We start from the raw sequence: 25670 nt of genomic DNA, 5'->3' as shown, positions 1-25670 counted from the left end.
ACTCCTGACTCTATTTCTTACCTTGATTCTTTAGAAAGTTATATCTCTATCTCTTAAGAGGAAGTTGACGAGTTAAAATATGCTCGGACTATCTTTTACGGGCTATCTAAATGGTTATGGGCTAGTGAAAATAATCTTAATTAACCTATAATCATGCAAAAAGATGTGCATGATTATAGGTATAGGTAGGTTTAAAGATTCATTATAAAAGCTTTGTTGTTTTTTATCTAACAACATGTCTATTGTGATAGTACCAGGAAGGAGGAACTTTCTTTATATACAAAAATGAAAACGAAAATAGATAATAATTCATTAAAGATATTGGTTAATTAAAGATAACTAAAATCGAATAAGAGGTGTATTAAAATGGATATTAATTACAATCAGAGAGAGAACATGACCGATTTTATTAAAGATAACAAACAAATTTTCCAGGATAAACTCTTATCAGAGGCAGTTAATGTGGCCACTAAGATTAATGACATTTTAGAAACCGGAAATATTGATCTTTTAAAAAATGCTCAAAAATTATCTCTATATGTCGTAGAACAAAAAGAAGAACAACTCGTTGCTTTCGCTCAACAAGAAGGGATAGCCTGGGCAAAGCATGCCTTAACTCTTGCTTTCAAACTAGAGTGGGTACAGGCTATTAGGCGAACATTATGGCATTTTCTCTATCAATATGATCGAATAAATAACCATTTTAATGGTCGTGAAGAATTTTATGCCTTAGAGAAGCGAATTAACGATAAGATTGACCAGTTTCTTAACACTTTTCTCATTAGTTATTCCGAGTATAAAGATGAATTAATTGCCTCCCAAAGGGACTTAGTTGAACATCTATCGGTGCCCGTCATACCCCTTAGTCAATCTGTAGCTGTATTACCGTTGATTGGAATGATTGATCTCAATCGTATTCAAACGATTGAGGAAAAAGTTTTGATAGCCATTTCGGATTTAAAGATTCAAACATTAATTATAGATTTATCCGGAATTGCTAACATGGAGATGCATGTTATTGACCATTTTCAAAAAATATTAACTGGCATTTCAATGATGGGAAGTAAAGTTATTCTTACAGGTTTACGTGCTGACTTAGTGCGCACAATGATTCACTCAGGAATCTCCTTTGAGGATAAAGCAGAAGCAAAAGGGACTTTACAGCAAACTTTAAAAGAATATCTAGAGCTTAACCAAATATAGGAGAAATAGAGAATTTTTCTCTAGGCGCAAATATTACATTAATTTCTAGAAGTGAAAATAGTTTTTTGAAAGGGAACATAAAGTGTGTTCTATCTGAGTACTCCTTAATAAAATAACTCTAGCGTTATTTTATTATGGCTTATTTGATTATATGTTCGCGTATCCTTTAACTACACTTGCAGAAAAATTAAAGGTTTATAAAGTGGTAAACATGACTCGTTTTCAGTTGTTTGCTTTATCAATTGCTATATCCATTATCAATTGCTTATATCAGCTGTTTATAAAAGATGTTTTAAAGAGTAAAGATGAAATAAAAAAGCAGGCTTAAGCCTGCTCTTTTATTTTAAAAGTTGCTTCTGATAAATGACATTGCGGTAACTAGAAATGTATAAAATATACAGCTTAAAAACAGAAAAACCTATCTCTTACCAGTCAAAAGAGGTAGTTTTTTTCTGTTACACATATCTTATCAAAGGAAGAATGCCTTACGGCATCTTGAGTAGTTTGCTCAGGATATATAGAAATATTCAAATTAAAGATTCTGTAAATGAATTCGTATACTGAACAGCTTGATGTAAGCTAGAAAAACTTCTAACTTCCTCAACCTTTATTCCTAAGCTTACCATGGTTTGAGCGATTTCCGGACGTATCCCACTAATGACGACTTCAATTCCTAATAACTGTAGCCCAGCTATTACTTTAAAAAGTTGATCTGCTACCATCGTATCAATAATAGGAACTGCTGATAAATCAATAATAAGCCATTTTAATTTATATTGGCTTCCTTTCTCTAAGGCACTCTCCATCAAATATTGTGCTCGTTTGGTATCTAAATCACCTACTAGAGGAAGGATACCTATTTCTTCTGTCATACGGACAACGGGAACAGATAATTCATCAATGGCATATTGAGCATAATTTATTTTTTCAGTGTAATCTTTTATATACGACTTACTTACGAATTGGATCGCGTTATCTACAATGCTATTAAAGTGAGAAATGATTTGATAAAAAGCATCGAGGGAAAAATCATTATTCTTTGCTTCTTCTTTGATTATTTCCCCGATTACATCTCGATAATAGCTAATCTCCTCTAAAGCTAGGTTTAAGGGAAGTCCGTGATTGACTAATAAATTAGCCATATTGTTTCCCCATTGTTCCATGACTTCATTTGCTGCCTCTTTTTCCATCAAAAGAGAATCGGCATAAGTGGTAAGAAGATCCAAGCGAAAAGTAGTCAACTCTGTATAGATATTATGAGACTCCGCAAGATCTTCTCTTTTATTTTCAGCTAGCTCTTCTTTTCGTTGTAAAATATTTTCTCTGATAGCATATAATTTTTCTTGTTGTATATAGGGCAAAGATTTTCCTCCTAGTATCTAAAAAAGTAAAAGTCCTCTAATAGATGAGGATTAGAGGACTAAACATGTTGAAAAGTGTATTAAGATTAATGAAATGGTAAGTTACTTATATTCTCTATTTAGTTGTATAGTACACCTAAATTATATCATAAATTCCCTATAACGTCTTTATTGCCGATAATCTGGATTATGTTAACTAACTTTGCTCGTCGTATAAAAGACTTCTTTGACAGGAATCTAATTATTTTATAACGAATTACTAAAAAGATTTTATATAAAGAAAGGGAGGAATTTATTTGATCGTAAAAATCAAAGAATACGAACTGCCTCATGTAGATTCAGGACCTTATGGGATTACTTCAGGAAAAGACGGCGCACTTTGGTTTACACAATATAAAACCAATCAAATTGGGCGTATGACTGTAGAAGGTAAGGTGAAACATTTTCATGTCCCTACTAGTGGTGCAGGGGTGCTATCCATTACTTCTACAACTCAGGGGGACATTTGGTTTGCAGAAAATAAAGCTAATAAAATTGGAAAACTAACAATAACAGGAGAGATTATGGAATATGTCCTACCTAACCCAGATTCAGGACCTTTTGGAATAACTGAAGGACATAACGGAGACATTTGGTTCACAGAAATGAAGGGAAATAGAATAGGACGAATATTATCATCAGGTGAAATAATCGAGTATGATCTACCGCATCCTGCTTCCTACCCTTCTTTTATTGTGGCAGGTTCTGATAAAGCTTTATGGTTTACTCTAAATCAAAGTAATCAAATAGGGCGTATCACGTTAGAAGGAGGAGTAACTACGTATCAGTTACCTACAGAACAAGCTGGTCCTATAGGGATTACAAATGGGCCCGATGATGCACTTTGGTTTGTAGAAATTAACGGCAATAATATTGGCAGAATTACCACTTCTGGAGTTATAAATGAGTATGCTATTCCTACCCTGAATGCTCGTCCACATGCAATTGTAACAGGTCCTGATAAAGCTTTATGGTTTACTGAATGGGGAAGCAATCAAATAGGACGTATTACCGTGAACGGAGAAATTACGGAATATCCTATTCCTACAGCAAATGCAGAGCCGCATGGTATTGTAGTCGGATCTGATAAAGCCTTATGGTTCGCAGAGGAATGTAATAAGTTAGGTCGATTGAGTTTTGTCCAAAAACCATGAGAGGCAGTGAATACTTATGGAATCGAATAAAGCACACAGCCCAGATCCTACAGATAAATATCCAATTAAAGGAAATAACGTTGTGCAATTCATTAAAAATACAATTACTAGGCCAAATATTATCGTAGGTGACTATTCTTATTACGATGCGAGAAGGGGAGAATCCTTTGAAGATCAAGTATTGTATCATTATGAGTTCTTTGGTGATCGACTTGTTATAGGGAAGTTTTGTGCCATTGCCCCCGGCGTAAAATTTATTATGAATGGAGCGAATCATAGGATGGATGGCTTCTCAGCTTATCCATTCAATATCTTTGGGCAAGGTTGGGAAAAACATACACCAACGCTAGATCAATTGCCGTTTAAGGGAGATACGATAATTGGAAATGATGTCTGGGTTGGAATGGACACAGTCATTATGCCCGGAATTAATATAGGTGACGGTGCCATTGTAGCAGCCAAGTCAGTTATTACAAAGGATGTGGAACCCTACACGATTGTTGGAGGAAATCCTGCACAGAAAATCAGAGAACGTTTCCCAGAACAAATTATTAATAGATTATTAGAGATTAAATGGTGGGATTTAAATATCGATATTATTTCTGCACATATTGATGTAATAGTTAATGGAGACATAGAAAAGCTAGAAAAATTGAAAACTCACGATTAAGAAAGGACAATTATAATTATCTATAACTTCTATTAGGTTAACTAAAAATGTGCAGGGTACACGGGTGAGAAAGCACGAAGGTCTTTTGATAAATAAAGAGAATTATATCATGAGGAGGAGATTGAATTGAAGCTGCTACAAATCAGACTATTAGTTAATGATTTTAAAAGGAGTACTGAATTCTATAAAGATTTATTAGGAATTCCAATAAGTTGGTATGAGGAAGAAATGGAGTATGCACTTTTCAATAATGGGGAAACGAAAATTGAGCTTTTATCTCAAAAGGCCATGACAGAAGTAATTGGAAAGGAAAACAAGTCTTTAGATAGAGAATCCCCATCAAACTTTTTGCTTCAATTTGAAGTAGAAGACGTTGATAAGACCTATGATTATTTAAGAGAAAATGGGATTGAATTTGTTACTGAACCACACGATCGTAAAGAATGGAGATCGCGTATTGCACATTTTCGGGATCCAGATAATAATCTTATTGAAATATATAAAATGCTGTAATTAATCAGGAAATTTTCATACTCATTATAGCTCTGTTTCGATTTATTCAAACGGAGTTATTTGTGCTATTACCGATAATAAACATTATGGTATCTAAGAATAAATACTATATACAACTTAGGAACATACAATGGACAGAATTCATAAAGGGTTTTTTATAAATGAGACGAAGTAAATTATTTGAATGGCGATAAGTCGATGTCAAGGTGATTGGCTCTTTAAAATAAAGATACCCTACTACCACTTTTGAACAATGAATAAAATTTCATTCGACAATAAAATAATATTAAATTGTAATGGGTGGAGGAATTTCAATGGATTTGTATTACGAAGTTAATGGGCATGGCCATCCTGTTGTTCTCCTAACTGGTGGTGCTGATGTAAGGAACTGGACATTTATGGTACCTCTTTTAGCAAAACACTATAAGGTGGTTGCTTGTGATGGACGTGGGACGGGGAAATCACCGGTTCCTTTAGAAGATGTCAACCCTGTTAAAGATTTGCTGTCACTACTTGATCATCTAGAAATCAGCCAGGCAACGCTTATCGGTCACTCAATGGGTGGCCAAATTGCTACTGAATTCGCTCTGAATTATCCTGAAAGGGTTTCAAAACTTGTTTTGCTTGCGCCTGGATTATCTGGGTTTACCTATTCCAAAGAATTTGAAGAGAACATGAAGAAGATTCATCAAGCTGCCCCAGATATAGATAAGATGGTTGAGCTTTTGCTCAGCGATCCATCGTATCGTGTTCTAACGATGAGTCCCCAACGGGGTTTAATGGTTCAAATGCTCAAGCACCATATGAATCGAATGTTTGAATGGCCAGCCGTTAAATTGATTTGGCAGCAACCATTGGCAATCGAAAGATTAGGAGAATTGACGACTAAAACATTGTTGATAATTGGTAAGGAGGATTCACCTGATAACCTTCGTGTTGCTGATTACTTTCGAAAGCACTCAGATGCTCACATCATAGAAATTCCAGGTGCTGACCATATGGTCAATCTCACCCATCCTGAGAGATTGTATCATCACATTAATGATTTTATGAAGGAATGAAATGTTAGAAAGTATCCCTGAAATGGTACATGAAACGAGAAGACCGATGTTTTTAATAATCGTAACAGAAAAGAACTAATTTGTTTCATGAAGAAGAATTAATTGATTAAATAATTAAAAGGTGTGCTAATTTACCAAGGGACACCTTTTTTTGTTTCCTAGAAGCTGTATTATGTTAACTATGATTGTATATCTTATACATCCTCTTCGAAGGTCTTATTTATTTATATGATCTTTTTTGAACCTGTTTAACTGGTGTAGTTTTACTTTTTAACATGATTGTTCCACTAATAATGACTAAGGTCCCCACTATTTCTAAAGCAGTTGGTGTTTTACCCCAAAACAACCAGGAAAATAGAAATCCAAATACAATTGAACTATACATGAGTGAAGAAACTAAGTTTGGGTGTAAATATTTAAGTACATAAGATAATAATTGTTGAGATCCTAAACTTGTTGCTGCAATTCCTAGGAGAAGCCAGATGGCTCTGGTGTTTATTTGCGTATCCATTAGTAACATATAAAAGAAAGATACAATTGTAGCAATTAAGAAAAAGTAGAAAACAATACTAAAGCTGCTTTCTGTTTTTCTTAACGCTCTAATAGTAACATTTGAAGCAGCTGAACAAATAGCTGACACTAAAGCCAATATAGCTGCCCAACTCATATAATCACTTGCAGATGGATTAATAATTATATAAACCCCTATAAATCCTACTATGATCCCTATAACTGTTTTAAAAGAAATACTTTCTTTAAACACAAAGAAAAGGATCAATGGAATAAAGAGAGGATAAGTTGAATTTAAAGCTAATGCATTCTCCACTGGTATGTATTGCAATGAGATTGTATATAAAGTAAACATTAAAAAGCCAAATGTTCCTCTTATCAAGTGAAGATAGGGTACTTTTGTCTTTATGGACGGTTTGCCAGATATAAAATACAATGGAAGCAACATAGCTAAAGCAGAAAAAAATCTAAAAAATGTAATGGTTGGCTCGTTAGAAAAATTATAAGCTAGTTTTATGAATACAGACATTAGTGAGTAACAAAAGCCTGCTATAATGGTGAAAATAATGTATTTCAATGTAAACGCTCCTTAAAATCTAAACGTGTATTTCCTTAAAGCTTTAAGATAACGTTAGTTTATATATAAATTCTACTTATGTAAAACTGTTATTTATTATGTATATATAATCAATACTTATATTAAATGGAGGCTCCAAAATATGAATTTAGAGCAAATGCAATATATAGCTGAAGTAGATCGAACTCACTCAATCTCCTTAGCTGCTGAAAATTTACATATATCTCAAGCAGCAATTAGTCAGTCAATTGCCTTGTTGGAAAAGGAAATCGGAGTTGTTATTTTTAAGCGATCAAGACTAGGAACCACTTCTACAAACGAGGGTAGACAAATCATAAGAATAGCAAATGAAATTTTAAATAAAGTAAATGAAATTCGCGATGAAGCTATGTATTTAAATAGTTCTTATAGTGGAGAATTAGTCATTGCTTCTATTCCAAGCTTATTTATCACTCTTTTGCCTCAAGTACTTTCTAAATTTAAATCAGACTTTCCAAAAGTTAAATTAACTATTAGAGAAATAGGGAGTAAAGAAATTGCAGAAGGAGTTCTAAAGAATGACGTAGATATAGGATTAATCATACTTTCTGATGAAATGAGCCATAAGGCTTCGAGGTCTTTAACTATTGAGTCGCTTCTAGAAGGAAAAATGAATGTTTGTGTGTCGAAAAATTCTCCACTCGCATCTAAAAACAAGCTAAAAGTTAAAGAACTTAGGCACCACCCATTAGTTATTTACAGTGGCCAAAATTGGAGTAGTTATATTGACAATTATGAGCAGAGTGTAGGTTTGTTTAATGTATTATGTACCACAGATAACTCAGAAGCCATCAAAAGAATGATAGCTGAGAATTTAGCTATCAGTTTACTTACAGATGTCATGTTATTAAATGATGCTTATGTAAAGAATGGCGATATCATTACGATTCCTTTAGTTGATTATAAACCTGAAACTATACAATTTAGCGTCGTTTATCCCAAAGGTGGTAAAGAGAAGTTAATACATAAATTCCTGGAGTACTTAAAAGAATCTAGTAAAGAATTAATGTCCTAAATAGGTACAAAACATTTTATTTATGAACAGTTCCTATAATGTTGACTATGTTAACTAAAAATGTATATAAGATTTATAAATTAAAAGATGTAATTTAATTTATAAATCTATAAGGAGGTTACTCTCATGAAAAAGTACGAAAAAATGCTAGTTGGGCTCAATGATAAAGAGTTAAATTGTTATGGCAACCAAGGAGATTGGCTTTATATTGCGAATAAAAGAGATACAAAAAAGGGACTTTTTCGTTTACCAAACTATCTTTACTTCTTTGTATCTTTAAATAGTGAGCGTATGCCTTCTGAAATTGGGGTTGTGAAAAAGATTCAAGGGCATGTTACAGCAGAAGATCTTGCTAGGCTTGATTATGAAAGTAGAAAACAAGATGTTTCGCTCATAGATAAAGAGATTTTAAAACAATATGAAGAATTTCTTCAAAAAGTAAATGCTCAACCAGAACATACTCCTATGGGAGTCACATGGTTAGAAACGATATTGCCTAAAAAGACGAGAAAATTAAGAGTACATAAAAAGTTTTTTACTGGAATGTCTAAAGACGAGAAGAAATCTATATTTGAATTTGATATTAAGGAGAAATCCTAATAAAAAAAGCTCTAACGTTATATCGTCAGAGCTTGTTTTGTTCCTAAAAATGGTTTTATATTAACTAAAAGTGAACATATATGTTCAGGTTTGGAGAACGTTATGTTCATTTTGTTGAACATGATGTTTTAATAAAGGTTGCATAGCTGATGCAACCTTTACATAGAAAATTTGCAATATCCTGTTGCACGAGTAAAAGGATAAGCAGTCTTGAGCCTGCTTATATTAATATGACTTTACCAACGTTCCTTTTGTTATTTTTCCTTTGCCACTTTCACTGACTTTTACTTTGTAAATAAAAGAGTAGCTATGTTTTTCACCTTTTTCTTTTGTTGCTACGTCTCCCTCAACAATCACTTTACCGTCATCGCTTGAATCAATAGAAATTGTAGTTATTTCGTGTGTAACACCCTTGTATCCCTTTTTAAATTTTTTATAAGAATGTTTCTTTTTCCATTTAGAGTTCCATAAGTTATAGGCATCTTTGTACTCTTTTTCATTTAATTTATCAAAGTATTTATAGACCGTATCCATTGCAACCATCGCATCTTCATTATCTACGGAATCTGTATCGTATATATAACCATTCTCGCCATATTCTTGACCTGAAGAACTATCGTCGGTGTAATCTGTATCTTCGTTATAATAAGTGTCATCAGAATAGGAATCATCTAAATCATTATAATTGTTATCTGATGAGTCATAGTTCGAGTCATAAGAAGAATCGTAAGAACCACTATCACTTGGTGAAGTCTTTGTTCCTTCTTCTCCGGTATAAGGATTAATATTTCCCTTAGTGGACCAGTTGTTGTTAAAATTGCCATCTGGATCACTTCTCATATGAGGTCTAACATAAGTACCATCTTTTCTGTAGTACCCACGTACACTTACATCAGCTTGTGCTTGTATAGTGCCCCCAAATACAAGCAAGACCAATAAAGCAATAAGTATTCTCTTTTTATTCATCATTTTTACTCCCTCTTATGCATTTTTTATAACTACATTATATTTTATTTTCTTCCATATTTGTTCTTTTTGTGAAAATAATATGATTCTAATTATCTAACAAAATACATTTTATTGAATTAGGCTAATCTATAAGGTCTATATAAATGTTGAATTGAGAGGATTTTATACGTAGAGTACTTTCTTAATGATGAAATTACCCATCTGTATGATATGGAAATAAAAAAAATCCTTTGCCCATATAGGCAAAGGATTTTCAAATTTATTGGAATAGGGGGTATACGTTACCAGTCTGGCCAGATTTGTAGATTCATATACATATATCTTTAAAAACAAGTGTGGTGATTGACTATATTATAAAGAAATAACCTTATCTTCGTTTTGTTATTCATTAAGTAAACACTAAAGTATTTTATGTATTATTAAGGTTTTACTATTTACTTTAAATGACGACAAATTGTGAGTTTTTCTATAGGGTGTTAAATGATAAAATCACCTTTTATAAGTACAATAAGGTTTATTACAAATATTGAATAGATTTTTTATTATTGGCTTTTTCACCGTCCAAATATATGTATCCTTTTGAATGATTTATATTGAACATCGTTAATAATTGATTAAGTATTCTATACTCGGTAGATCAGTCTTACGAAATAAGTACAACATTCAACCCTAAAGGCTGGAGAGACAAATAAAAACAGCCATAAAATTGGCTGCTTTTATTTTAATCCAAATATTTCATCTCTTAGAATCTTCACATATATGTATTTGTAAAATAGAAAACCAATTCCAGAACCAATTGTGTTTAGTAGTAGGTCATCTACATCAAAGCTTCTATATGTAAATCCTATAATTGAAGAAATAGTAAACTGTGATGATTCAATAAGAAGAGAGACTAAAAATCCTATAAGTACAATTGTCTTACATTTTGTTAGTTTAGGAAACAAAATTGGAATAAAAATTCCCAAAGGAAACAATAGGATAAGGTTTCCACCTAGTTGATGAATCATTGACATAATGAAATTTCCATCTATCGCTCCAATAATAGATTTTAAAGGAATAAAGTTATTTACTTCATTATCTCCACTACTAATTCGATATTGGATTAAATTGTTATCTACAGGCATAGGAAATAATGTTACAGATAGTAAACCTATTAAATAAAAGATTGATAATAATAACATAAAAACCTTTTCGAATTTATATTTCTTTTTCAAGACTATACGGTTAACCAAAAGAATTAATATAACAATACCTAAAAACCACGAACCATAAATGAAAGGAAACATTTCTGTTAGCATTCTATTTTAACACCTGCCATATACAAGATTATAAATTCTTTGGATTAATTGTTGTCAATATACCCATATCCTCCAGTACTTAGAGAAGTAGCAGATTTTTTAAATATCATGTAAAAGCTACCTTTTGTACCATTTGAATAAACTCGGGAAGTTGTTCCATTTTTACTAAACGTTTTAGCATCTAAGAAAGTAGATTTTCCGCCACTCTTTAGTCTATATAATTCAATTGTAAAGTTACCTGCTTCGCCATATGTATCAGCTGTAGTAGTGATTTTTACATCTTTACCACCTAAAGCGTAGCTTCTTGATGTTAACTGATGTTTAAATTCAAAATTAAAATCAGGAGTTGATGCTGCACTTGCTGCAACTGGAGATAAAAGTGTTGTGGCTAAAGCAGTTGATAGAATAATTTTCTTTAATTTCATTAATTACATCTCTTATAGAATAAATTTCCTTATAACAATATAATAGTTATAGATGTATGTAAACACGGTTTTTATATTTCGGAAAAAGGTAAATATTCTGTTTAACATACATTGTAAGCGATTAATCACATGGGAGAGTGAAGGGTGACGGATTTGTAGATGTGGTTATAAATTATATTAAAATAATTTTCTGAATTTGTTATCCTTGAATTATAAAATTTGAAATTTAACTTTCCTACAAAGTATACACGATAGTAAATCTCTTAAAGTGGGGACAATTTCGGTAGATAAAATCGTAGAAAAAGTGAAACTAGCTTATTGGTTTCTGAAGGAATTTCAATGGATTAAATAAATTCTCTAAAAGTTCCCTTATCTCAGGGAACCTTTTTATTTGTTCCGGTAACACACATTATGTTGACTAAATTATCATTCAGCAGATATTTATTACTTATTATTTCATTTAATGGTATAATGTGGTCTTATTATTTTAGAATAGATTGGTGTTGAAATAGTTTTAATGGGTTTAATCACTTTATATGTAGAAGATATGCTTGGGTATATCTTAGCTGCATTACCCTTTTATGTAGGGTTTCGTTTTATTTTTTTTAAAAAGAAAAGAAAGCTAACATCTTTCAAGAAGGAACTTATTTTAGGTTTGTTTGTATTATATCTTGTTGGTTTAGCATCTCAAACCATTGTTCCAAATTGGAATGCGGGTATCGTTACAGATACTGGAGAGCCTTTTTTTGATATTTATTTTACAAACGAACTTTCTCATGTAAATATCATACCTTTTCATACCCTTTACGAATACTTCTTTCAAACGAATACAAATGTTGATGAGTGGAATAGCGTATCTCTTTTAAATTTAATTGCAAATGTTATGTTATTTTTACCTTTAGGCTTTTTTGTAGCTCTTATTTGGAGAAGATATTATTCAATTAAAAAAGTAACAATCCTAGGTTTATCTGTTACAGGTTTAATTGAATTTATTCAATATTTTATAGGTCGTAGCTCGGATATTGATGATATTTTACTCAACACGTTTGGCACAATTATAGGTTATCTAGCCTTGTTGATAAGCCAATATTTAATAAATAAGCAAATAAGACAAAAAAAGGCAGCTATATAGTTAGTTGTCTTTTTTATGAAAGATACAACAAAAGTATGAGTTTGTTAGAATAAATACTTTTAGAGGAGGTTATGGCATGGCTATCTATTTTAACGGTATCATTCTGAATAGTTTTATAGTTTTATATTGTATTATTGCATTGGTTATGAAATTAAAGTTTAAGAAAAGTTATACATATCTTTTCTGTTTCACAGTCATGTATATATATATTTGCAATGTGATCAATCTTACTCAATTTCCAATTTATATAGATGATGATCAACGTAAAGCCTTTGGGGGTCAAAATGTTTGGAGAGACATGAACTTGATTCCACTAAAACATGATTTTTCTATGACAAGCTTTTATAATATTTTAATGGCTATTCCATTAGGATTTGGATTGCCTTTTATAATAAAAGTATCCCTAAAAAAAGTAATATACATTGGGTTAGTTTCTAGTTTACTGTTTGAAATGGGACAATTGTTAACAGCATTGTACGCAGGATATACGTTTAGATTTGTTGATATTGATGATGTCATTTTCAATTTCTTAGGTACATTGGTAGGATATCTAATATTGTTCAAGTTATTTAAAGCTATCGTTGAATCTTTTATAACTAAATTTAACCTAAAATCTAATCCAATGATAAATCATATCCGTAATACATAGTAAGAAAAGAATCTTGGTAAAAGATTCTTTTCTTATTTCCGATAACTTTGATTATGTTAAGTATGAGTATAAAGATAAGTTATACCAATCAAAGGTTGTCCAGTTCAAGTCTGTTTAACCAGTTATGCACTAATTCATTAAATACATCAGTTTGTTCAATTTGTAGGTTGTGACCAGCCATATCAAGCACTGCAAAAGTTGCCCTTGGGTAATCTTCGATTAGTTGCCACGCATCCTGATAGCCCACTACATTATCCTGACGCCCTGTTATAATGAGTGTGGGATGCTCAAGTTTAAATGAAATATCAAAGGTAAAGCCATATCCATTTTGACGAATGCTGTTTACAAATTCATGATTTGTTTGTTTAGAAGGAAGTAAAATTTCATTTTGAAACCTCTCCCATTCAGTTTGACCTTGGACTACCCCCATGGAACAAAATTCATCAGCCTCCTCTGGAGACAAACGTGATATCAAGTCGTTGTCTTTCTTTAGAACAGTCTGTTGGGGCACCACTCTTTCATCATGTTCAGGTATAATCAATGGTGCCATTAGTAGTAATCCACGAACTTTTTCCTGACGTGAATGAACTATACCTCTGGCAATGTATCCTCCATATGAATTGCCACAAACAATAAACTGTTGGTCAGGTATAATTTCGTCCAAAAGACATAATATCGCTTCTAAAATATTATCAGAGTTCTGAATAGATAATTGAGGCTCGGAATTGCCCATCCCTGGTAAGTCTATGTATATTCTCTTCCAATGGCTTCGTTTCTCGAATAACGGTTCCATTGCATTTAACATCACTTGATGGTCAAGTGTCCAACCATGCAACATAACGATGGGATATCCATCTCCAATTACTTTATGGTAAATCGACAAATTTCTTTCCCCTTTCTGTGTATGCCAAATGTATCTGCATGAACATTTGATCTTCCCATACATATATTGTAATCTTAACAAAATTTATTTTGAAAATGGATTTATTTTGATCATTGTATAACCATTAGTTTATTGGTTTATCTATTAATCTGTATTAATATCTAAAAAAGAGAAAAAGAGCACCGGTAAATGATTATGTGCTCTTTTTCGTTCCTGTAAGCTACATTATGTTAACTGATTTTGCATATGGTATTCATTAATTACAACCACTTTATAAGGGAAATAGTAATTGCATAATATAGTCATAAAACAGCCCCACAAATACGATGCAGCCTAACGTTAAAAAAGCACTCCAAAGGAATATAAAATACTTTTTCTTTACTATGTAGCAATACAGGCTTAAAAACGAAAAGACAATAAATAAAAATCCCAAACTTACAAATAGCCATCCACCTAAGCTATGATTAGACATAAAAAACTGAGCTTTTATCAAGATACTAAAGGTTAAGATCATAACTAAAATAAAAGCTACTACAAAAAGGTTAAAAACTTTTAAACGCATATTGTTGATAGATAGCTTCTTCTGTAACTGTTTATCTGATTTTATTAGATAATCTAGGGTAATACCATATACTTCGCTTAACTGGACAAGGTTGATTATATCTGGAACTGACTTATTGTTTTCCCATTTTGAAATAGCTTGTGCAGTTACATGTAGTTTTTCTGCTAATTGTTGTTGAGAGTAATTATGTTCTTTTCGAAGTTCTTTTAATTTATTTCCTAAATTCATTTGTCTCTCCTCCTTCATTCCCAATATAAACGAAGTTAGGAAGACAATCACGATAATATTAGTTGTTTTTGGTAAACTCCTATATAAACCAGTGGTTGAATTAGACTTTCAGGCTACTAAGAGTACCTAGAATGTCGCACCATAAAACACATTATCGGTAGTATGAATATAAAAAGTGAGCTTTTCAGCTCACTTTTAGTTCTTAGAGAGCATTCTGCCAGCCTTCCTTGTTTGAAAACGTCTCATAACTACATCCACTTTCATAATCGAATTCTTTACCCTTTTTTCCCTTGCTAGCAGCCATTGCAGCAAAATTAACTGTAATTGTTGTCTTACCCGTGCCTCCTTTGGAAACGTAGGTGGTAAGAATATCCGTCATAATTTCCCCTCCTAACACATGTTTTTTATGTATTAAAAGACATTCCATAAAACTCTTTAAAAATATGTTTATATCACTATAAAACTATATAGATTTATAGTTTTTATAATTTTATTAAACCCCCATCTAAATTCCTTATATGGTAAAATAATCTAGAGGTGACAACATGAAGAAAATAGCAATAGTGTTAGTTAGTATATTTCTAGCAACATCCTTAGCAGCTTGCTCCAATTCAACAAGCGAGAAGCAACCAGATTATACAGTAAAAAACGTAAATGTAGCCATTACAGATAACTTTCATCTTATTGGCCAAACTTTTGCGAAAGACAACAGTGGAAAAAAGGTTGATGTAAAGAACAAAGCACTATATTACGAGTTTAAGATGAAACAAAACGGAGACCGCGACAAATTTAAAAAGGACAAGGATGTTCTTGAAGCAACTATCATTCCTGATCCAGACCTAAAAAAAGCATCTAAAGATATTGTTGGCGTGGACATTTTTAAGAAGAACCACGACAAATATGGATATGGCATGGGCATGGTAGGTTTCGATGCTACAAAATTAGGAAAAGTAAGTGTCGATTATGAAGTAGGAGCAACGGTTAAAAATAATTATATTCCTCTAGCGCCACCGGATAAAGAACTTAAGAAACTAGCAAAAGTAGCGAGACATGGGACACTCGTATTAACACGAGATAAAAAAGAAATTGCTCGCTATTCATTAGAAGACTTAAAACCTATTGAAAAATAAGCGTAACTGCTTATGAATCGCTTATTTAGCACATACATATATAGTAAACACAACAGCTACGAACGGAGGAAATTAAATGCGTATTATGGCATGTGTCTTAACTGGCATGTTAGCAATTGGAGGGTTGGCAGGTTGTTCTTCAGCTAAAAAAGAAGAAGGACCTTTTAGTATTAAAAATTTTGACGTGTCCATTGTCAACGATGCAAAACTAACAGGTAGTACAGAAGCAAAAGATGAGAACGGTAAAACAAAACAAATCGTAAGTAACTCACTTTATTATTCAATGGACATTTATAAGAATAGTCGTAAGCAATTACACAAACCTAACTCGGAGATGGATGTTAAAGTTATTCCGAATGACTCCTTAATTTCCACTTCAAAAGAAGTACTAGGATACAATGTATTTGCTCATACGAAAGAAGGCTTAGGAACAGGTATTGGAATTAACGATTTTAACGATAAAGGTAAAGGTCATATTAACTTAGATTATGAGTTAGGTGCTAACGAAAAGAATGACGCTGTCCCTCTTTCTCCACCAAAAGATAAGCTTGAAAAGCTTAGAAAAAAAGCAAGAGAAGGAGATCTAGTCCTTTACCGAAACAAGAAAGAAATTGCTCGTTACGATTTGAAAACACTTAAATATAAGGAATCACAAAAATAAACTAGTTGGCTACTTGCTGTGATGCCAGACTGGAGGAACTCTATTGAAGACTATAAGTGGGTATCTATCAGTCGTTACATTTTTAGCAGGCTGCCTTTATGTTTTAATAAACAGAGGTCCGAGCGCGTTTAATAATCAAATGGATACGGTTTTAACTATTTTAGCTGTACTCGGAGTGGCATTTGCCGTTTGCTCAAGAATTTCCTATTTTATTATTCTAGGAGTGTCTTTTAACCTAATATTAGCAGGATTCGCTTTGCTATTACACATTGGAGAGGGATTTGGTTCATAATCAAGCTTACACTGGGAAGGGATGTATCTAACATGAATAATCCAAAAGAGAAACAGGAACTTGATAATTTTGATTTCATTTTAACACTGGCACTACCTGTGTTGTTGGTTATTGGATGGGCCGTAACGGTTATTGCTATGATTATAGAAATGAACAAATAGCAATAACCGTTATTTTTTAAGTAACTGAACAACAAAATGTTTTTAAAAATTTAAAAAAAACGGTACAAGCACCGATTTTTTTACACATTACTTCGCTTGTTTTTTTGGCTAGCCCCTGTTTTTGTAAAGCCTGTTTCTCTTTTGATGTGACTTTCCTTACGTCTATAAGCTGGCGGGGGAGGGGGGGGTACCAGGTGGTGGCGGATTGTTGCCACTTCCTGAATTATTATTTGTCATTATGATGCTCCTTATCTTTCCTGTTACTTTTGTTACTAGTTGGATAATTTCTTATCTCCAACAAAAAAGACATCTTAATTGAATGTCTTTTTTTGATTCCGGTAAATGGTTTTATGAAAACTAGAGATATAAGAAAGTTGATATAGAACTTAAAAACAAAAGAAACTACCTTTTGGGAGAAGGGGGTAGCTTCTCTTGTTCATTAAATAAGGGTCCTAGATAGATGTCTCAACGTTAACACCTGTCTTTTGTTAATATCCAATATAAGAATGGTTACAGTATTAATTGTTTGCAATTGGAAAATAAAACATAATTTATTCTAATTACTAAAAATAACAATGTTATAATTAATTGGGTTTGAAAATATTTAACAACTAAGAGGTGATAAACATGATATTTCTTACTCTGTTTTTACTATTAATTATTGTGGGATATCCAGTATGGGATTATTTTTATTTAAAGAAAATAAAAAGTAACCAACTAAACAAGTGGAGAATGTACGGAGAAATTGTTGTTACTCAATGGATATTGGTCACCATATTTTTAGTCTATTGGCTTTTGACTAAACACACATTTAGCAACTTATTTTCCATTAAAAAACCTTTATTTTCTTTAGATAAAGATTTTTTACTGTCTGCGGGAGTGGGAGCAGGAATTAGTATTGCAATCCTTGTTTTTATGATTTCTTTTTCCAAAAACGCAAGAAAGAAAATTTCCGAAAGATTAAATGATGAGAGTATTCAATTTTTGTTGCCATCAAACTTTAAGGAAAGGCTGTTTTTTCTTTTGATAGCAGTTACAGCAGGAGTTTGCGAGGAGATTATTTTTCGTGGTGCAATGTTTCATTATTTGGACCACCTCCCTTTTCATTTATCTATCGTTGTAATTGGAATTATTTCAAGTCTGTTATTTGGAATTGTTCATCTATACCAAGGCTGGAAAGGAGTGCTATTCACTTCCTATTTAGGTGGTATTATGTTTTTTCTTTTTGTGGGGACAGGCTCTTTGTGGGTTCCTATCGCACTACATTTCATTATTGATTCGAAGTTTGTCTTTTTGCCTAATAAAAAGAGCCCTTCAAGTATAATTAAAGAAAATTAAAATCACTATTGTCGAGAAATACATAGTTCTTCTATAACTTTCAATAGTCTAAAAAGCTACACCTTTTCGGACTATCTATAATCAAATGACAGAATGTCTATTTAGTAAATATAATAAACCTTTATGTACGCATAAAAAGTAATTTACCTTTTTAGACGCTTTTTTATATTCAATTTTGATTAACATAATCAGTACTATCGAATATACCTCTATAATTAAGGTCATTTTTCGAACTCGAAGTCATAAAAATATGTTATATTATCAGAAAATGGAAAAGGGTGAAGTATTATAGATAATTCAAACGTGATTTCTATAGTATATTTGGTTATAATCATTGGTCTTATTGCTCTCTTCATGATTTCTTTTACGCTATTTATTCGGAGATTGCTTATTAATTCTTCAACCAAGAGCAAGCATTCAATTGAAATTGATAAGAAACTTGATAAAATCATAGAATTGTTTGAAGCTGATAAAAAAAGCTAGCCAATTTATTAAATTTAGAGTTGATACAAATGCTAATATAAATTGTAAAACTCTATTAGGAGACTACATTTATGGTAAAAAGATTTATACCAGTGGTTATTTCATCCATCTGCGGTAGTTTGGTTTTTTCAGCTTTATTCATAGAAGGGGGATATATAGATTTTACTGATTTTATTGGCCAATTCGTGACTGGGTTGATCGTTATTCCATTTGTTTTGATATTTGGTATACCTTTTTCTATGATGATTGACGCGATTATAAGAGATACAAAGAAGTATAAAGATTTAATTGAATTCCTGTTGTACGCCCTTTCTGGAGTTATAGGGACTTCAATCATATTATTAATATTTTCGCTAAGTGATGGTATAAGTATTTTCTTAGAATTTAAACCATTTCTTATTCTTGCTCTAAGTTGTTCAATACCCTTTGGCATTAGTTCGATTATATTGAAATATGTATTTAAAATGGTTCCTTCTAACTGAAAATTGTATATGTTATACATCGTAGTTGTCTTAATGTTGTTTCTGGGCACTAAAAAAAGGATTTCTACATAGAAATCCTTTTACATAACATAATTACTTAAGAACAAACATATCAGTCTCTTCTTTTCCTTTATTTGTCCAAGTTACATACAATTTATAAACATGGCCTTTTTTAGGTGGATCTCCTAGTCCATAAAACTCTGCTGAAAGAGGGTATAGGACTGTTTTTTCTCCATCTTCTGAAACACCTTCTTCAAAATCGCCAGTTGACATTAATTGTTTTCCATTATCAGTAAATTTCACTTCTTTTACAGTAACAGCTGGTCCTGATTTTTGTTTAATGGTTCCATTCCATCCTCCCTCGACATAATCAAAATTCTTTCGATATGTCGCTTTCCACATCCCATTATCAGATGCTCCCCAAATGGCTATGCTATTGTAGTACCAATATCCTCCTAAAAATAAAAGTACAGCAATAATCGCTAACCGTAAATAGTTTTTCTTTTTCATAAGAGACCCCTTATATCTCAATTTATATCTACCTTACTTTAATTTACCAGAGTAAATTGAAGTAAACTATCTTTTTATAAAATTAAATGTGAACCTGATATACATTCGGGGTTTATATAATAGCTGTTGCCAGCACCTGTAATAGCATGTACACATATATCTATAGCTTTAGCATATATTTAAAGCTGAGGTGATATGATGAAAAAATTAATCATTTACTCTGGAATATTATTATTTCTACTGCTTTTTTCAATTGGTCTATATACTACTAACGAAATGAAATCAAAGAACCTAGCTTCAGCAACTGCTAGTACGCCTATAAATGCAAATGAAACAATAGTTACTGATGCCATAGTGAAAGATTACATTAATCACTCACTACAAAATTGGAGTAGTTCTGATACCATGCATTACTATTTAAATGAATACAAAAAAGGTGTTGGACATGTTGAAGTTTGGCCTTCAAAGAATAAAGATGTCTCAATCGAAATATCAAAAATCAAGAAGAAATCATCAGGCGAATATACTCACTCTGTTAATATCACCTTTGCACATCGAATTGTCATCTTAGATGGAAAACAAAAGTTAAACACGACAGACACACTTATTTATAAAATAAACATTAACCAATTTGGAATGCCAGAAGCATTAAAAGACTCCAATAATCAAATTATAAAATTAGTTAAATATAATCACAAAGAAGAATAGTTACGCTGTATACCTCAAAAAGAGCCTGAACTAATACGTTCAAGCTCTTTTTGCTGCGTTTGGAGAGAAAAAATCCTATTGTTGCTCCAAGTAAGGTTATGACAATACCAATCCTAAGTAAAGGTATTATAAAATCTGATAAAGCCAACGGACAGGGGGTGACCAAAAAACAGTTAACTTTCATAGGTCTTAATAGAATAAAGATGTATAAGAGCGTGGACTGTATTGAGCTCAGACTTAATAGACTTCATTTTCTCAAAGAAGAAATTTGTAAAAAGGTAAGTAGACTACATTTCACCAATTTTTCACTATTAGATGCTATTATAAGTTTTATCAATGCGACACAGCATTTTTCTATAGAATTCCCCTATTTAGGCTGACCTTTTAAGGTGAGCTTTTTTTATTTCTACGATTAAGTATGCTTTATAGGTATTGTTATACCTATATGAAATAAAAAACGACTAAACATCTCATTAGTCGTTTTTTAGGAGAGGAACCTAGTTGTTTGGGTGTCCTTAAGTAGTATGCGTTTCTGTGCTTTATTTATTCATCTAGAATAACAAACCCTATAGAACAGGCTACTTATGTTGATTAGAATAGATGAAATCACTAATAACTTTGATGAATAATCCAATTGGATAGATGGTTATCAATGCCTTCCATGTATTCCAATGATTCAAATCATACAAATGAAAAAAGGTAAATATCGGTACGCCAATAAAAGCAATAAAAGCTGACGCGATAAGAGAAGCAATCCAATAGAACTTCCATTTGCTAAAGAATTGGTACACCAACGTAAGTATAACTGGGATAACCGCAAAATCGACGGAATTAAACCGATGAGTAAATACTAGGAATTGATGAGGGTAGCTCCATACACCAAAGAACTTTCCCAGTTCATCCACAATACCTACTAACACAAAGCTAATGAAAAAGACTAAGAGAATAAATACCATTCGTTGTCGGTCAACGAGCAGATAAAAAATGAATAGAAAGAGCGCACTTAAAATCACAATTAGCCACCATTGAACACTAAATAAATCATGATGAAGCCAGTAATCGTATTGTTTATCATTAACATGCTGGGTAAGAGCTTCTAACTGATTAACCATAAACACCACCTCCGTACGAGTATGTGCGAAAAAGGGGATGTTCATGCAATTAGTGGCTTCTTTATCATTTTCTTTTACATAAAAAGGTCATGACGTAAGCTATTAGGAGAAAAATACCTCCTGCTATTAACATTTTCATCTCGGACACATGTAAAGCCCAAGGACCATATTCTTGTGGATTTAGGCGGTAAATCGACCACCATTGTCCATTAGTGCCTATGAGTAATGTGATAATGACCCACAGAAAAAATAAAATGACAAACCATAAGGAAAAAACAATAGTATCTACATTTCTTTTGTTCATGGATAGATAAAACCTTTCACGTCTATTATAATTCCATATTATAGCATTTAAGGGGAGTGTCTACACTATATATAATTTATCCATGTAAATATTATGTAGCTATAGCTATTGAATTCTATCTACAATATCAAGAAAAGCGCTTTGAACAAAAAATAATAAGAGAAAAAAATTTAGGTATATGAAAAGATTGTTGTAAACCATAAATTTTGTAATTGAATAATTAATTAGTAAGTGGGTGGTAAAATGTATAATCAAAAATTAAAAGCTCTAATATTAACAGGTAGTTATGGCGAAGGACATTATCAAGTTGCGCGTGCAATAGAAGAAGCTATCAAGTTGATGAAACCTGATCTTGAACCTGTGATTGTTGATATAACTGCTTATAAGTATCCTTTTGTTAGTAATATTAGTCGTCGAATTTTCATCAAAGGAGTAACAGAGTTCCCATCCTTTTATAATTACCTATATACAAAATCAAGAGAAGCCAATCATTTTTCGTCTTTTTTGAAGGTAGTAGGAAGAACAGGAGTTTGGAGTATTCTTGAATTAATTAACAAATTACAACCAGGTGTTGTTATTAGTACATTTCCTTTTGCAGCAGGTATGATGTCATATCTTAAGAAGCGTAATCTAACGCACATTCCTACTGTTACTATCATCACAGATTATACGGTTCATAGTATGTGGATTTATCCTTATACCGATCAATATATTGTGGGTTCCTACAATATAAGCTGTGGTTTGAACCAACTTGGTGTAAATGATGAGTTGATTAAGGTTACTGGAATACCCATACACCCAAAATTCTCAGATTTGCACCCAAAAGATAAAATTAAACAAAAGTATGGTTTAAAGCACAATATCCCTACTATGCTTATTATGGGTGGAGGTTATGGTTTAATCGGTGGCCCTGATAAGATTGTTCATTCTCTAGAAGAATGCCCTTTTGAATTACAGATTATTATTATATGTGGACATAATAAAAAGATTAAGAAGTCCTTAGAGAGCTCTCTGAAAGATTCAAAACACCACATAAGCATTATGGGGTTTGTTAACTATATAGATGAGCTTATGGCTGTTTGTGATGTAATGGTTACAAAAGCAGGAGGAATTACTATTTCAGAAGGATTAGCCTTAAACATCCCTATCCTTCTTTATCAACCACTAGGTGGACAGGAACAGGATAATACCAAGTTTTTAGTAGAAATCAATGCAGGTACTCTTGTGAAAGATGCCTCTGATTTAAAAGCTAACATCATAAGGCTTTTAGGTGATGGATATCCAATTCATATAAACCAAAGAAATTCCTTTGTAACTAAGCAACAAAAACATTCGGCTTTTCATGCAGTTAATGTCATTCAATCTTTGATTTTAAATAATACTCCTCATTAGAGTTAGTACAGTTGTAAAGACAGAATTTAACTAGGTCTTTACAGTAGGAGAAGAGACGTACAAAAGCACGTTATTACAATAAACACTGAAAGAATTCTTTACTCCCTCAAGCATACTCATCGTTAACATAGATATCTTATACATGAAAATTGCTCAATAGGTTACCTTAACGTATAACGTTTTAAAGAAGGAGATGCTTATGAGACGGATAGCTTTGTTGGTTGGAGTATTTTTAGTTGCCTCTTTCATAATGAGTGGAAAAAAAATTAACGCCTATTCATTAAAGAGTCCACTACTTTCTGTTTCTCTACCTCAAGAGCATGTCATCCACTCGATTCCTATCCAAAAGAAGAAAATAGCGCTTACGTTTGACGACGGACCAACATCAGATGAAACGGTACAAATCTTAGATCTCTTGAAAGAATACGATGCAAAAGCGACTTTCTTCGTTGTAGGGTCTCGTGTAGAACGTTATGCACCTATTATTGAAAGGGAAATACGAGAAGGTCATGAAGTGGGAAACCATACATTTCATCATTTGATTTGGACTCGCAATGTTTCCGAGAAACAATTGATCAAAGAAATTGAATTAACTCAGAAAGCTATTTCTAATATAAGTGGGTATCAGCCTTCATTATTTCGACCCGTTCAAGGATTTTACAACCAAAAGCTCGTGGAAGTGGTGGAACAATCTAACTTGCGAGTTGTGTTGTGGTCTCAAAAGCATGATACGCGTGATTGGGATCGACCTGGGGTGAATTATATTGTTCATAATGTATTAAATGATATAGAAAATGGAGATATTATTCTTTTGCACGACCATGTGAATGGAAAAAGCCAGACTATTTTGGCTCTCAAACGTATTTTACCAATCCTAAAAGAAAAAGGGTACGAATGTGTTACAATTTCTGAGCTATTAGCAAGAGGAAAAGCAGGTTCATAAAGTTGCTGTGACGCGTCCCGTATCTTACCCGGAGTAAAGAACCCACCTAAACTCGTTGTATCTATAAGATGCGGAACTTGGTAAGCCCTTTGTCATCTGTGTAAACAGTAGGGTGACTGCAAAGTCAAACAATGTGGCAGAGGGGAAAGGATATGAGAGAAAGCAAATGCCATTATCTCGAAAGAGAACAGGAAAGCAGTAAACTGTATAACTGGATGATACTATCGTCCTTACGGACAAGCCTATGATAGGCCCGAAAGGGAGCTGACTTCTCATTGGTCTCTCGTAGGAACATAAGGTTGTGGCTATCTTCTGACGAAAGAAACGTACTGTTATGTATACCTCCATTTGGAGCGTCGGCGTACGTTTTACTTACCGATATGGTATGTGATGAGGATACGACAGCAAATGGACCTGCAATGGGAGGCTTGAGCCGTATGAGTTGAAAGGCTCACGTACGGTTCTTAAGGGAGTCAGGGGCAGTGATGCCCCTCGCTTACCCGACTTAACAAGAAATAAGAAATGAATATCATATACAGCCTAAAATAGAAAAAACTACCGTTCCTCGCCAACGGTAGTTTTTTCTCATACAGACAATTAGAAAATCGTGTTACGAATACCAACGTCGGAAGGTACTCTAATTACATTTTGTTCCAATTCCTTAAAAGATATACTAATACATATAGATTTAAAAACGAATTTTATAATCGACTCTACTTTAAAAGATACCGACTTTTTCTCTTACTCAATTATTATTAATTGTTAAGTAAATACTAAAGTACTTCGTATATTATTAAAGTTTCACTATTTATTTTAATTGACAACAATTTGTTCGTTATTTTAATTATTTATATAAATTATGCAGTTTTATAATATGTGGTACATATGTATAAAATATAATGATCTTTATATAAATTTAATTTTAAGTTATTAATAAAAGTAAAAGCTAACTTATTTTATTAAAAATAGCGTTACCTATTACATATCTTGTAGAAAAACTATGTATTTGTCGTCAATAAGAGTAAATGGTAAAACTTTAATAATAAATGAGATACTTTAATATTTACATAACTAATTATGATAAATAGAAAAAGTTATTCTGCGTAATTATAGTCGATTACAAGATTTATTTTTAAAGATATATGTATATGAATCTATAGATCTGGCCAAACTAATAACGTATTCCCCCTATTCCAATAAATTTGAAAAACCTTTGCTTATATTAGCAAAGGTTTATTTTTTGTACGCTTAGTTTTGGAGTAGTAG

At 32.4% G+C, this 25670-nt stretch carries 29 protein-coding genes; 19 read left to right on the top strand and 10 right to left on the bottom strand.

Going from position 1 to position 25670, the window contains the following annotated elements:
- The first annotated feature begins 366 nt into the window (after nt 1–366).
- Nucleotides 367–1203 (top strand): STAS domain-containing protein, encoded by an 837-nt coding sequence (locus tag JNUCC25_RS26910; protein ID WP_116327454.1) that lies wholly within the window; start codon nt 367–369, stop codon nt 1201–1203.
- A 527-nt stretch (nt 1204–1730) separates the two neighbouring features.
- Here JNUCC25_RS26910 and JNUCC25_RS26905 read toward each other — a convergent pair.
- Entirely contained in the window at nt 1731–2564 is an 834-nt protein-coding gene (locus JNUCC25_RS26905) for an STAS domain-containing protein (RefSeq protein ID WP_272812448.1), read from the bottom strand.
- A gap of 296 nt (nt 2565–2860) precedes the next feature.
- Between JNUCC25_RS26905 and JNUCC25_RS26900 the strand changes: the two genes are divergently transcribed.
- The 4 genes from JNUCC25_RS26900 (at nt 2861) to JNUCC25_RS26885 (ending at nt 6001) form a co-directional block, all read left to right on the top strand.
- Nucleotides 2861–3757 (top strand): Vgb family protein, encoded by an 897-nt coding sequence (locus JNUCC25_RS26900; RefSeq protein WP_272812449.1) that lies wholly within the window; start codon nt 2861–2863, stop codon nt 3755–3757.
- Nucleotides 3758–3773: 16 nt separating this feature from the next.
- Complete coding sequence (locus tag JNUCC25_RS26895; protein WP_454223373.1) at nt 3774–4427, top strand: Vat family streptogramin A O-acetyltransferase; 654 nt, start codon at nt 3774–3776, stop codon at nt 4425–4427.
- Nucleotides 4428–4553: 126 nt separating this feature from the next.
- Nucleotides 4554–4940 (top strand): VOC family protein, encoded by a 387-nt coding sequence (locus JNUCC25_RS26890; RefSeq protein WP_098239582.1) that lies wholly within the window; start codon nt 4554–4556, stop codon nt 4938–4940.
- A 314-nt stretch (nt 4941–5254) separates the two neighbouring features.
- Nucleotides 5255–6001 (top strand): alpha/beta fold hydrolase, encoded by a 747-nt coding sequence (locus JNUCC25_RS26885; protein WP_454223372.1) that lies wholly within the window; start codon nt 5255–5257, stop codon nt 5999–6001.
- A gap of 220 nt (nt 6002–6221) precedes the next feature.
- Here the strand turns inward: JNUCC25_RS26885 and JNUCC25_RS26880 are convergent, their stop codons facing one another.
- Nucleotides 6222–7088, bottom strand: coding sequence for a DMT family transporter (locus JNUCC25_RS26880; protein ID WP_289922284.1), 867 nt, complete (start codon nt 7086–7088; stop codon nt 6222–6224).
- 142 nt (nt 7089–7230) lie between these two features.
- Here JNUCC25_RS26880 and JNUCC25_RS26875 point away from each other — a divergent pair, with 142 nt between their 5' ends.
- Complete coding sequence (locus tag JNUCC25_RS26875; protein WP_289922286.1) at nt 7231–8142, top strand: LysR family transcriptional regulator; 912 nt, start codon at nt 7231–7233, stop codon at nt 8140–8142.
- A gap of 126 nt (nt 8143–8268) precedes the next feature.
- Nucleotides 8269–8742: a hypothetical protein gene (locus JNUCC25_RS26870; protein WP_289922288.1), complete on the top strand. Its 474-nt coding sequence runs from the start codon at nt 8269–8271 to the stop codon at nt 8740–8742.
- Between the two features lie 225 nt (nt 8743–8967).
- Here JNUCC25_RS26870 and JNUCC25_RS26865 read toward each other — a convergent pair whose 3' ends face one another.
- The 3 genes from JNUCC25_RS26865 to JNUCC25_RS26855 all read right to left on the bottom strand — a co-directional run bounded on the left by JNUCC25_RS26865 (nt 8968) and on the right by JNUCC25_RS26855 (nt 11434).
- The gene (locus JNUCC25_RS26865) at nt 8968–9711 is read right to left on the bottom strand and encodes a hypothetical protein (RefSeq protein WP_289922290.1); all 744 of its coding nucleotides are present in this window, start codon (nt 9709–9711) and stop codon (nt 8968–8970) included.
- A 716-nt stretch (nt 9712–10427) separates the two neighbouring features.
- Nucleotides 10428–11009 carry a VanZ family protein gene (locus JNUCC25_RS26860; protein ID WP_454223371.1) on the bottom strand — a complete coding sequence of 194 codons (582 nt, stop codon included), beginning with the start codon at nt 11007–11009 and terminating at the stop codon, nt 10428–10430.
- A 44-nt stretch (nt 11010–11053) separates the two neighbouring features.
- Nucleotides 11054–11434, bottom strand: coding sequence for a hypothetical protein (locus JNUCC25_RS26855; RefSeq protein ID WP_454223370.1), 381 nt, complete (start codon nt 11432–11434; stop codon nt 11054–11056).
- A 517-nt stretch (nt 11435–11951) separates the two neighbouring features.
- Here JNUCC25_RS26855 and JNUCC25_RS26850 point away from each other — a divergent pair.
- Both JNUCC25_RS26850 and JNUCC25_RS26845 read left to right on the top strand, forming a co-directional pair.
- On the top strand, nt 11952–12566 hold the full coding sequence (locus tag JNUCC25_RS26850) for a VanZ family protein (protein ID WP_454223369.1): 615 nt from the start codon (nt 11952–11954) through the stop codon (nt 12564–12566).
- 76 nt (nt 12567–12642) lie between these two features.
- Nucleotides 12643–13215, top strand: coding sequence for a VanZ family protein (locus tag JNUCC25_RS26845; protein WP_454223368.1), 573 nt, complete (start codon nt 12643–12645; stop codon nt 13213–13215).
- An 88-nt stretch (nt 13216–13303) separates the two neighbouring features.
- Here the strand turns inward: JNUCC25_RS26845 and JNUCC25_RS26840 are convergent, their stop codons facing one another.
- The 3 genes from JNUCC25_RS26840 to JNUCC25_RS26830 all read right to left on the bottom strand — a co-directional run bounded on the left by JNUCC25_RS26840 (nt 13304) and on the right by JNUCC25_RS26830 (nt 15267).
- The gene (locus tag JNUCC25_RS26840; protein WP_377259532.1) at nt 13304–14098 is read right to left on the bottom strand and encodes an alpha/beta fold hydrolase; all 795 of its coding nucleotides are present in this window, start codon (nt 14096–14098) and stop codon (nt 13304–13306) included.
- A gap of 271 nt (nt 14099–14369) precedes the next feature.
- On the bottom strand, nt 14370–14888 hold the full coding sequence (locus tag JNUCC25_RS26835; protein ID WP_454223367.1) for a helix-turn-helix domain-containing protein: 519 nt from the start codon (nt 14886–14888) through the stop codon (nt 14370–14372).
- 202 nt (nt 14889–15090) lie between these two features.
- On the bottom strand, nt 15091–15267 hold the full coding sequence (locus tag JNUCC25_RS26830) for a nucleotide-binding protein (RefSeq protein ID WP_430031564.1): 177 nt from the start codon (nt 15265–15267) through the stop codon (nt 15091–15093).
- 166 nt (nt 15268–15433) lie between these two features.
- Between JNUCC25_RS26830 and JNUCC25_RS26825 the strand changes: the two genes are divergently transcribed.
- The 7 genes from JNUCC25_RS26825 (at nt 15434) to JNUCC25_RS26795 (ending at nt 19435) form a co-directional block, all read left to right on the top strand.
- Entirely contained in the window at nt 15434–16018 is a 585-nt protein-coding gene (locus JNUCC25_RS26825) for a hypothetical protein (protein ID WP_194758420.1), read from the top strand.
- Nucleotides 16019–16094: 76 nt separating this feature from the next.
- Nucleotides 16095–16679: a hypothetical protein gene (locus JNUCC25_RS26820; protein ID WP_454223366.1), complete on the top strand. Its 585-nt coding sequence runs from the start codon at nt 16095–16097 to the stop codon at nt 16677–16679.
- Nucleotides 16680–16722: 43 nt separating this feature from the next.
- Nucleotides 16723–16971, top strand: a complete 249-nt coding sequence (locus JNUCC25_RS26815; protein ID WP_377238854.1) for a hypothetical protein — start codon at nt 16723–16725, stop codon at nt 16969–16971.
- 32 nt (nt 16972–17003) lie between these two features.
- A complete protein-coding gene (locus JNUCC25_RS26810) occupies nt 17004–17132 on the top strand; it encodes a hypothetical protein (RefSeq protein WP_377238853.1) in 129 nt (42 codons plus the stop codon).
- A gap of 732 nt (nt 17133–17864) precedes the next feature.
- A complete protein-coding gene (locus JNUCC25_RS26805) occupies nt 17865–18470 on the top strand; it encodes a CPBP family intramembrane glutamic endopeptidase (protein WP_377238852.1) in 606 nt (201 codons plus the stop codon).
- 285 nt (nt 18471–18755) lie between these two features.
- A complete protein-coding gene (locus tag JNUCC25_RS26800) occupies nt 18756–18953 on the top strand; it encodes a DUF4083 domain-containing protein (protein WP_454223387.1) in 198 nt (65 codons plus the stop codon).
- Between the two features lie 71 nt (nt 18954–19024).
- On the top strand, nt 19025–19435 hold the full coding sequence (locus JNUCC25_RS26795; protein ID WP_454223365.1) for a hypothetical protein: 411 nt from the start codon (nt 19025–19027) through the stop codon (nt 19433–19435).
- 93 nt (nt 19436–19528) lie between these two features.
- On the opposite strand, the gene JNUCC25_RS26790 is transcribed toward JNUCC25_RS26795, so the two are convergent.
- Complete coding sequence (locus JNUCC25_RS26790) at nt 19529–19945, bottom strand: hypothetical protein (RefSeq protein ID WP_454223364.1); 417 nt, start codon at nt 19943–19945, stop codon at nt 19529–19531.
- 198 nt (nt 19946–20143) lie between these two features.
- On the opposite strand from JNUCC25_RS26790, the gene JNUCC25_RS26785 reads away from it, so the two are divergent.
- A complete protein-coding gene (locus JNUCC25_RS26785; protein ID WP_454223363.1) occupies nt 20144–20653 on the top strand; it encodes a hypothetical protein in 510 nt (169 codons plus the stop codon).
- 578 nt (nt 20654–21231) lie between these two features.
- Here the strand turns inward: JNUCC25_RS26785 and JNUCC25_RS26780 are convergent.
- On the bottom strand, nt 21232–21765 hold the full coding sequence (locus JNUCC25_RS26780; protein WP_454223362.1) for a CBO0543 family protein: 534 nt from the start codon (nt 21763–21765) through the stop codon (nt 21232–21234).
- Between the two features lie 547 nt (nt 21766–22312).
- Here JNUCC25_RS26780 and JNUCC25_RS26775 point away from each other — a divergent pair.
- Nucleotides 22313–23461: an MGDG synthase family glycosyltransferase gene (locus JNUCC25_RS26775; protein ID WP_454223361.1), complete on the top strand. Its 1149-nt coding sequence runs from the start codon at nt 22313–22315 to the stop codon at nt 23459–23461.
- 199 nt (nt 23462–23660) lie between these two features.
- The gene (locus JNUCC25_RS26770; RefSeq protein ID WP_454223360.1) at nt 23661–24404 is read left to right on the top strand and encodes a polysaccharide deacetylase family protein; all 744 of its coding nucleotides are present in this window, start codon (nt 23661–23663) and stop codon (nt 24402–24404) included.
- Nucleotides 24405–25670: the final 1266 nt, after the last annotated feature.

This window comes from Priestia sp. JNUCC 25 (assembly GCF_053667915.1).
Note: the sequence above shows the minus strand (reverse complement) of the source record. Positions and strands in the feature narration are given on the sequence as shown.

Coding starts and splice junctions, on each gene's coding strand:
- JNUCC25_RS26770 (WP_454223360.1), top strand. CDS start 23,661: ATGAGACGGATAGCTTTGTTGGTTGGAGTATTTTTAGTTGCCTCTTTC.
- JNUCC25_RS26820 (WP_454223366.1), top strand. CDS start 16,095: ATGCGTATTATGGCATGTGTCTTAACTGGCATGTTAGCAATTGGAGGG.
- JNUCC25_RS26790 (WP_454223364.1), bottom strand. CDS start 19,945: ATGAAAAAGAAAAACTATTTACGGTTAGCGATTATTGCTGTACTTTTA.
- JNUCC25_RS26835 (WP_454223367.1), bottom strand. CDS start 14,888: ATGAATTTAGGAAATAAATTAAAAGAACTTCGAAAAGAACATAATTAC.
- JNUCC25_RS26785 (WP_454223363.1), top strand. CDS start 20,144: ATGAAAAAATTAATCATTTACTCTGGAATATTATTATTTCTACTGCTT.
- JNUCC25_RS26845 (WP_454223368.1), top strand. CDS start 12,643: ATGGCTATCTATTTTAACGGTATCATTCTGAATAGTTTTATAGTTTTA.
- JNUCC25_RS26810 (WP_377238853.1), top strand. CDS start 17,004: ATGAATAATCCAAAAGAGAAACAGGAACTTGATAATTTTGATTTCATT.
- JNUCC25_RS26780 (WP_454223362.1), bottom strand. CDS start 21,765: ATGGTTAATCAGTTAGAAGCTCTTACCCAGCATGTTAATGATAAACAA.
- JNUCC25_RS26870 (WP_289922288.1), top strand. CDS start 8,269: ATGAAAAAGTACGAAAAAATGCTAGTTGGGCTCAATGATAAAGAGTTA.
- JNUCC25_RS26875 (WP_289922286.1), top strand. CDS start 7,231: ATGAATTTAGAGCAAATGCAATATATAGCTGAAGTAGATCGAACTCAC.
- JNUCC25_RS26805 (WP_377238852.1), top strand. CDS start 17,865: ATGTACGGAGAAATTGTTGTTACTCAATGGATATTGGTCACCATATTT.
- JNUCC25_RS26825 (WP_194758420.1), top strand. CDS start 15,434: ATGAAGAAAATAGCAATAGTGTTAGTTAGTATATTTCTAGCAACATCC.
- JNUCC25_RS26895 (WP_454223373.1), top strand. CDS start 3,774: ATGGAATCGAATAAAGCACACAGCCCAGATCCTACAGATAAATATCCA.
- JNUCC25_RS26775 (WP_454223361.1), top strand. CDS start 22,313: ATGTATAATCAAAAATTAAAAGCTCTAATATTAACAGGTAGTTATGGC.
- JNUCC25_RS26830 (WP_430031564.1), bottom strand. CDS start 15,267: ATGACGGATATTCTTACCACCTACGTTTCCAAAGGAGGCACGGGTAAG.
- JNUCC25_RS26795 (WP_454223365.1), top strand. CDS start 19,025: ATGGTAAAAAGATTTATACCAGTGGTTATTTCATCCATCTGCGGTAGT.
- JNUCC25_RS26865 (WP_289922290.1), bottom strand. CDS start 9,711: ATGATGAATAAAAAGAGAATACTTATTGCTTTATTGGTCTTGCTTGTA.
- JNUCC25_RS26860 (WP_454223371.1), bottom strand. CDS start 11,009: ATGCTAACAGAAATGTTTCCTTTCATTTATGGTTCGTGGTTTTTAGGT.
- JNUCC25_RS26850 (WP_454223369.1), top strand. CDS start 11,952: ATGGGTTTAATCACTTTATATGTAGAAGATATGCTTGGGTATATCTTA.
- JNUCC25_RS26885 (WP_454223372.1), top strand. CDS start 5,255: ATGGATTTGTATTACGAAGTTAATGGGCATGGCCATCCTGTTGTTCTC.
- JNUCC25_RS26910 (WP_116327454.1), top strand. CDS start 367: ATGGATATTAATTACAATCAGAGAGAGAACATGACCGATTTTATTAAA.
- JNUCC25_RS26855 (WP_454223370.1), bottom strand. CDS start 11,434: ATGAAATTAAAGAAAATTATTCTATCAACTGCTTTAGCCACAACACTT.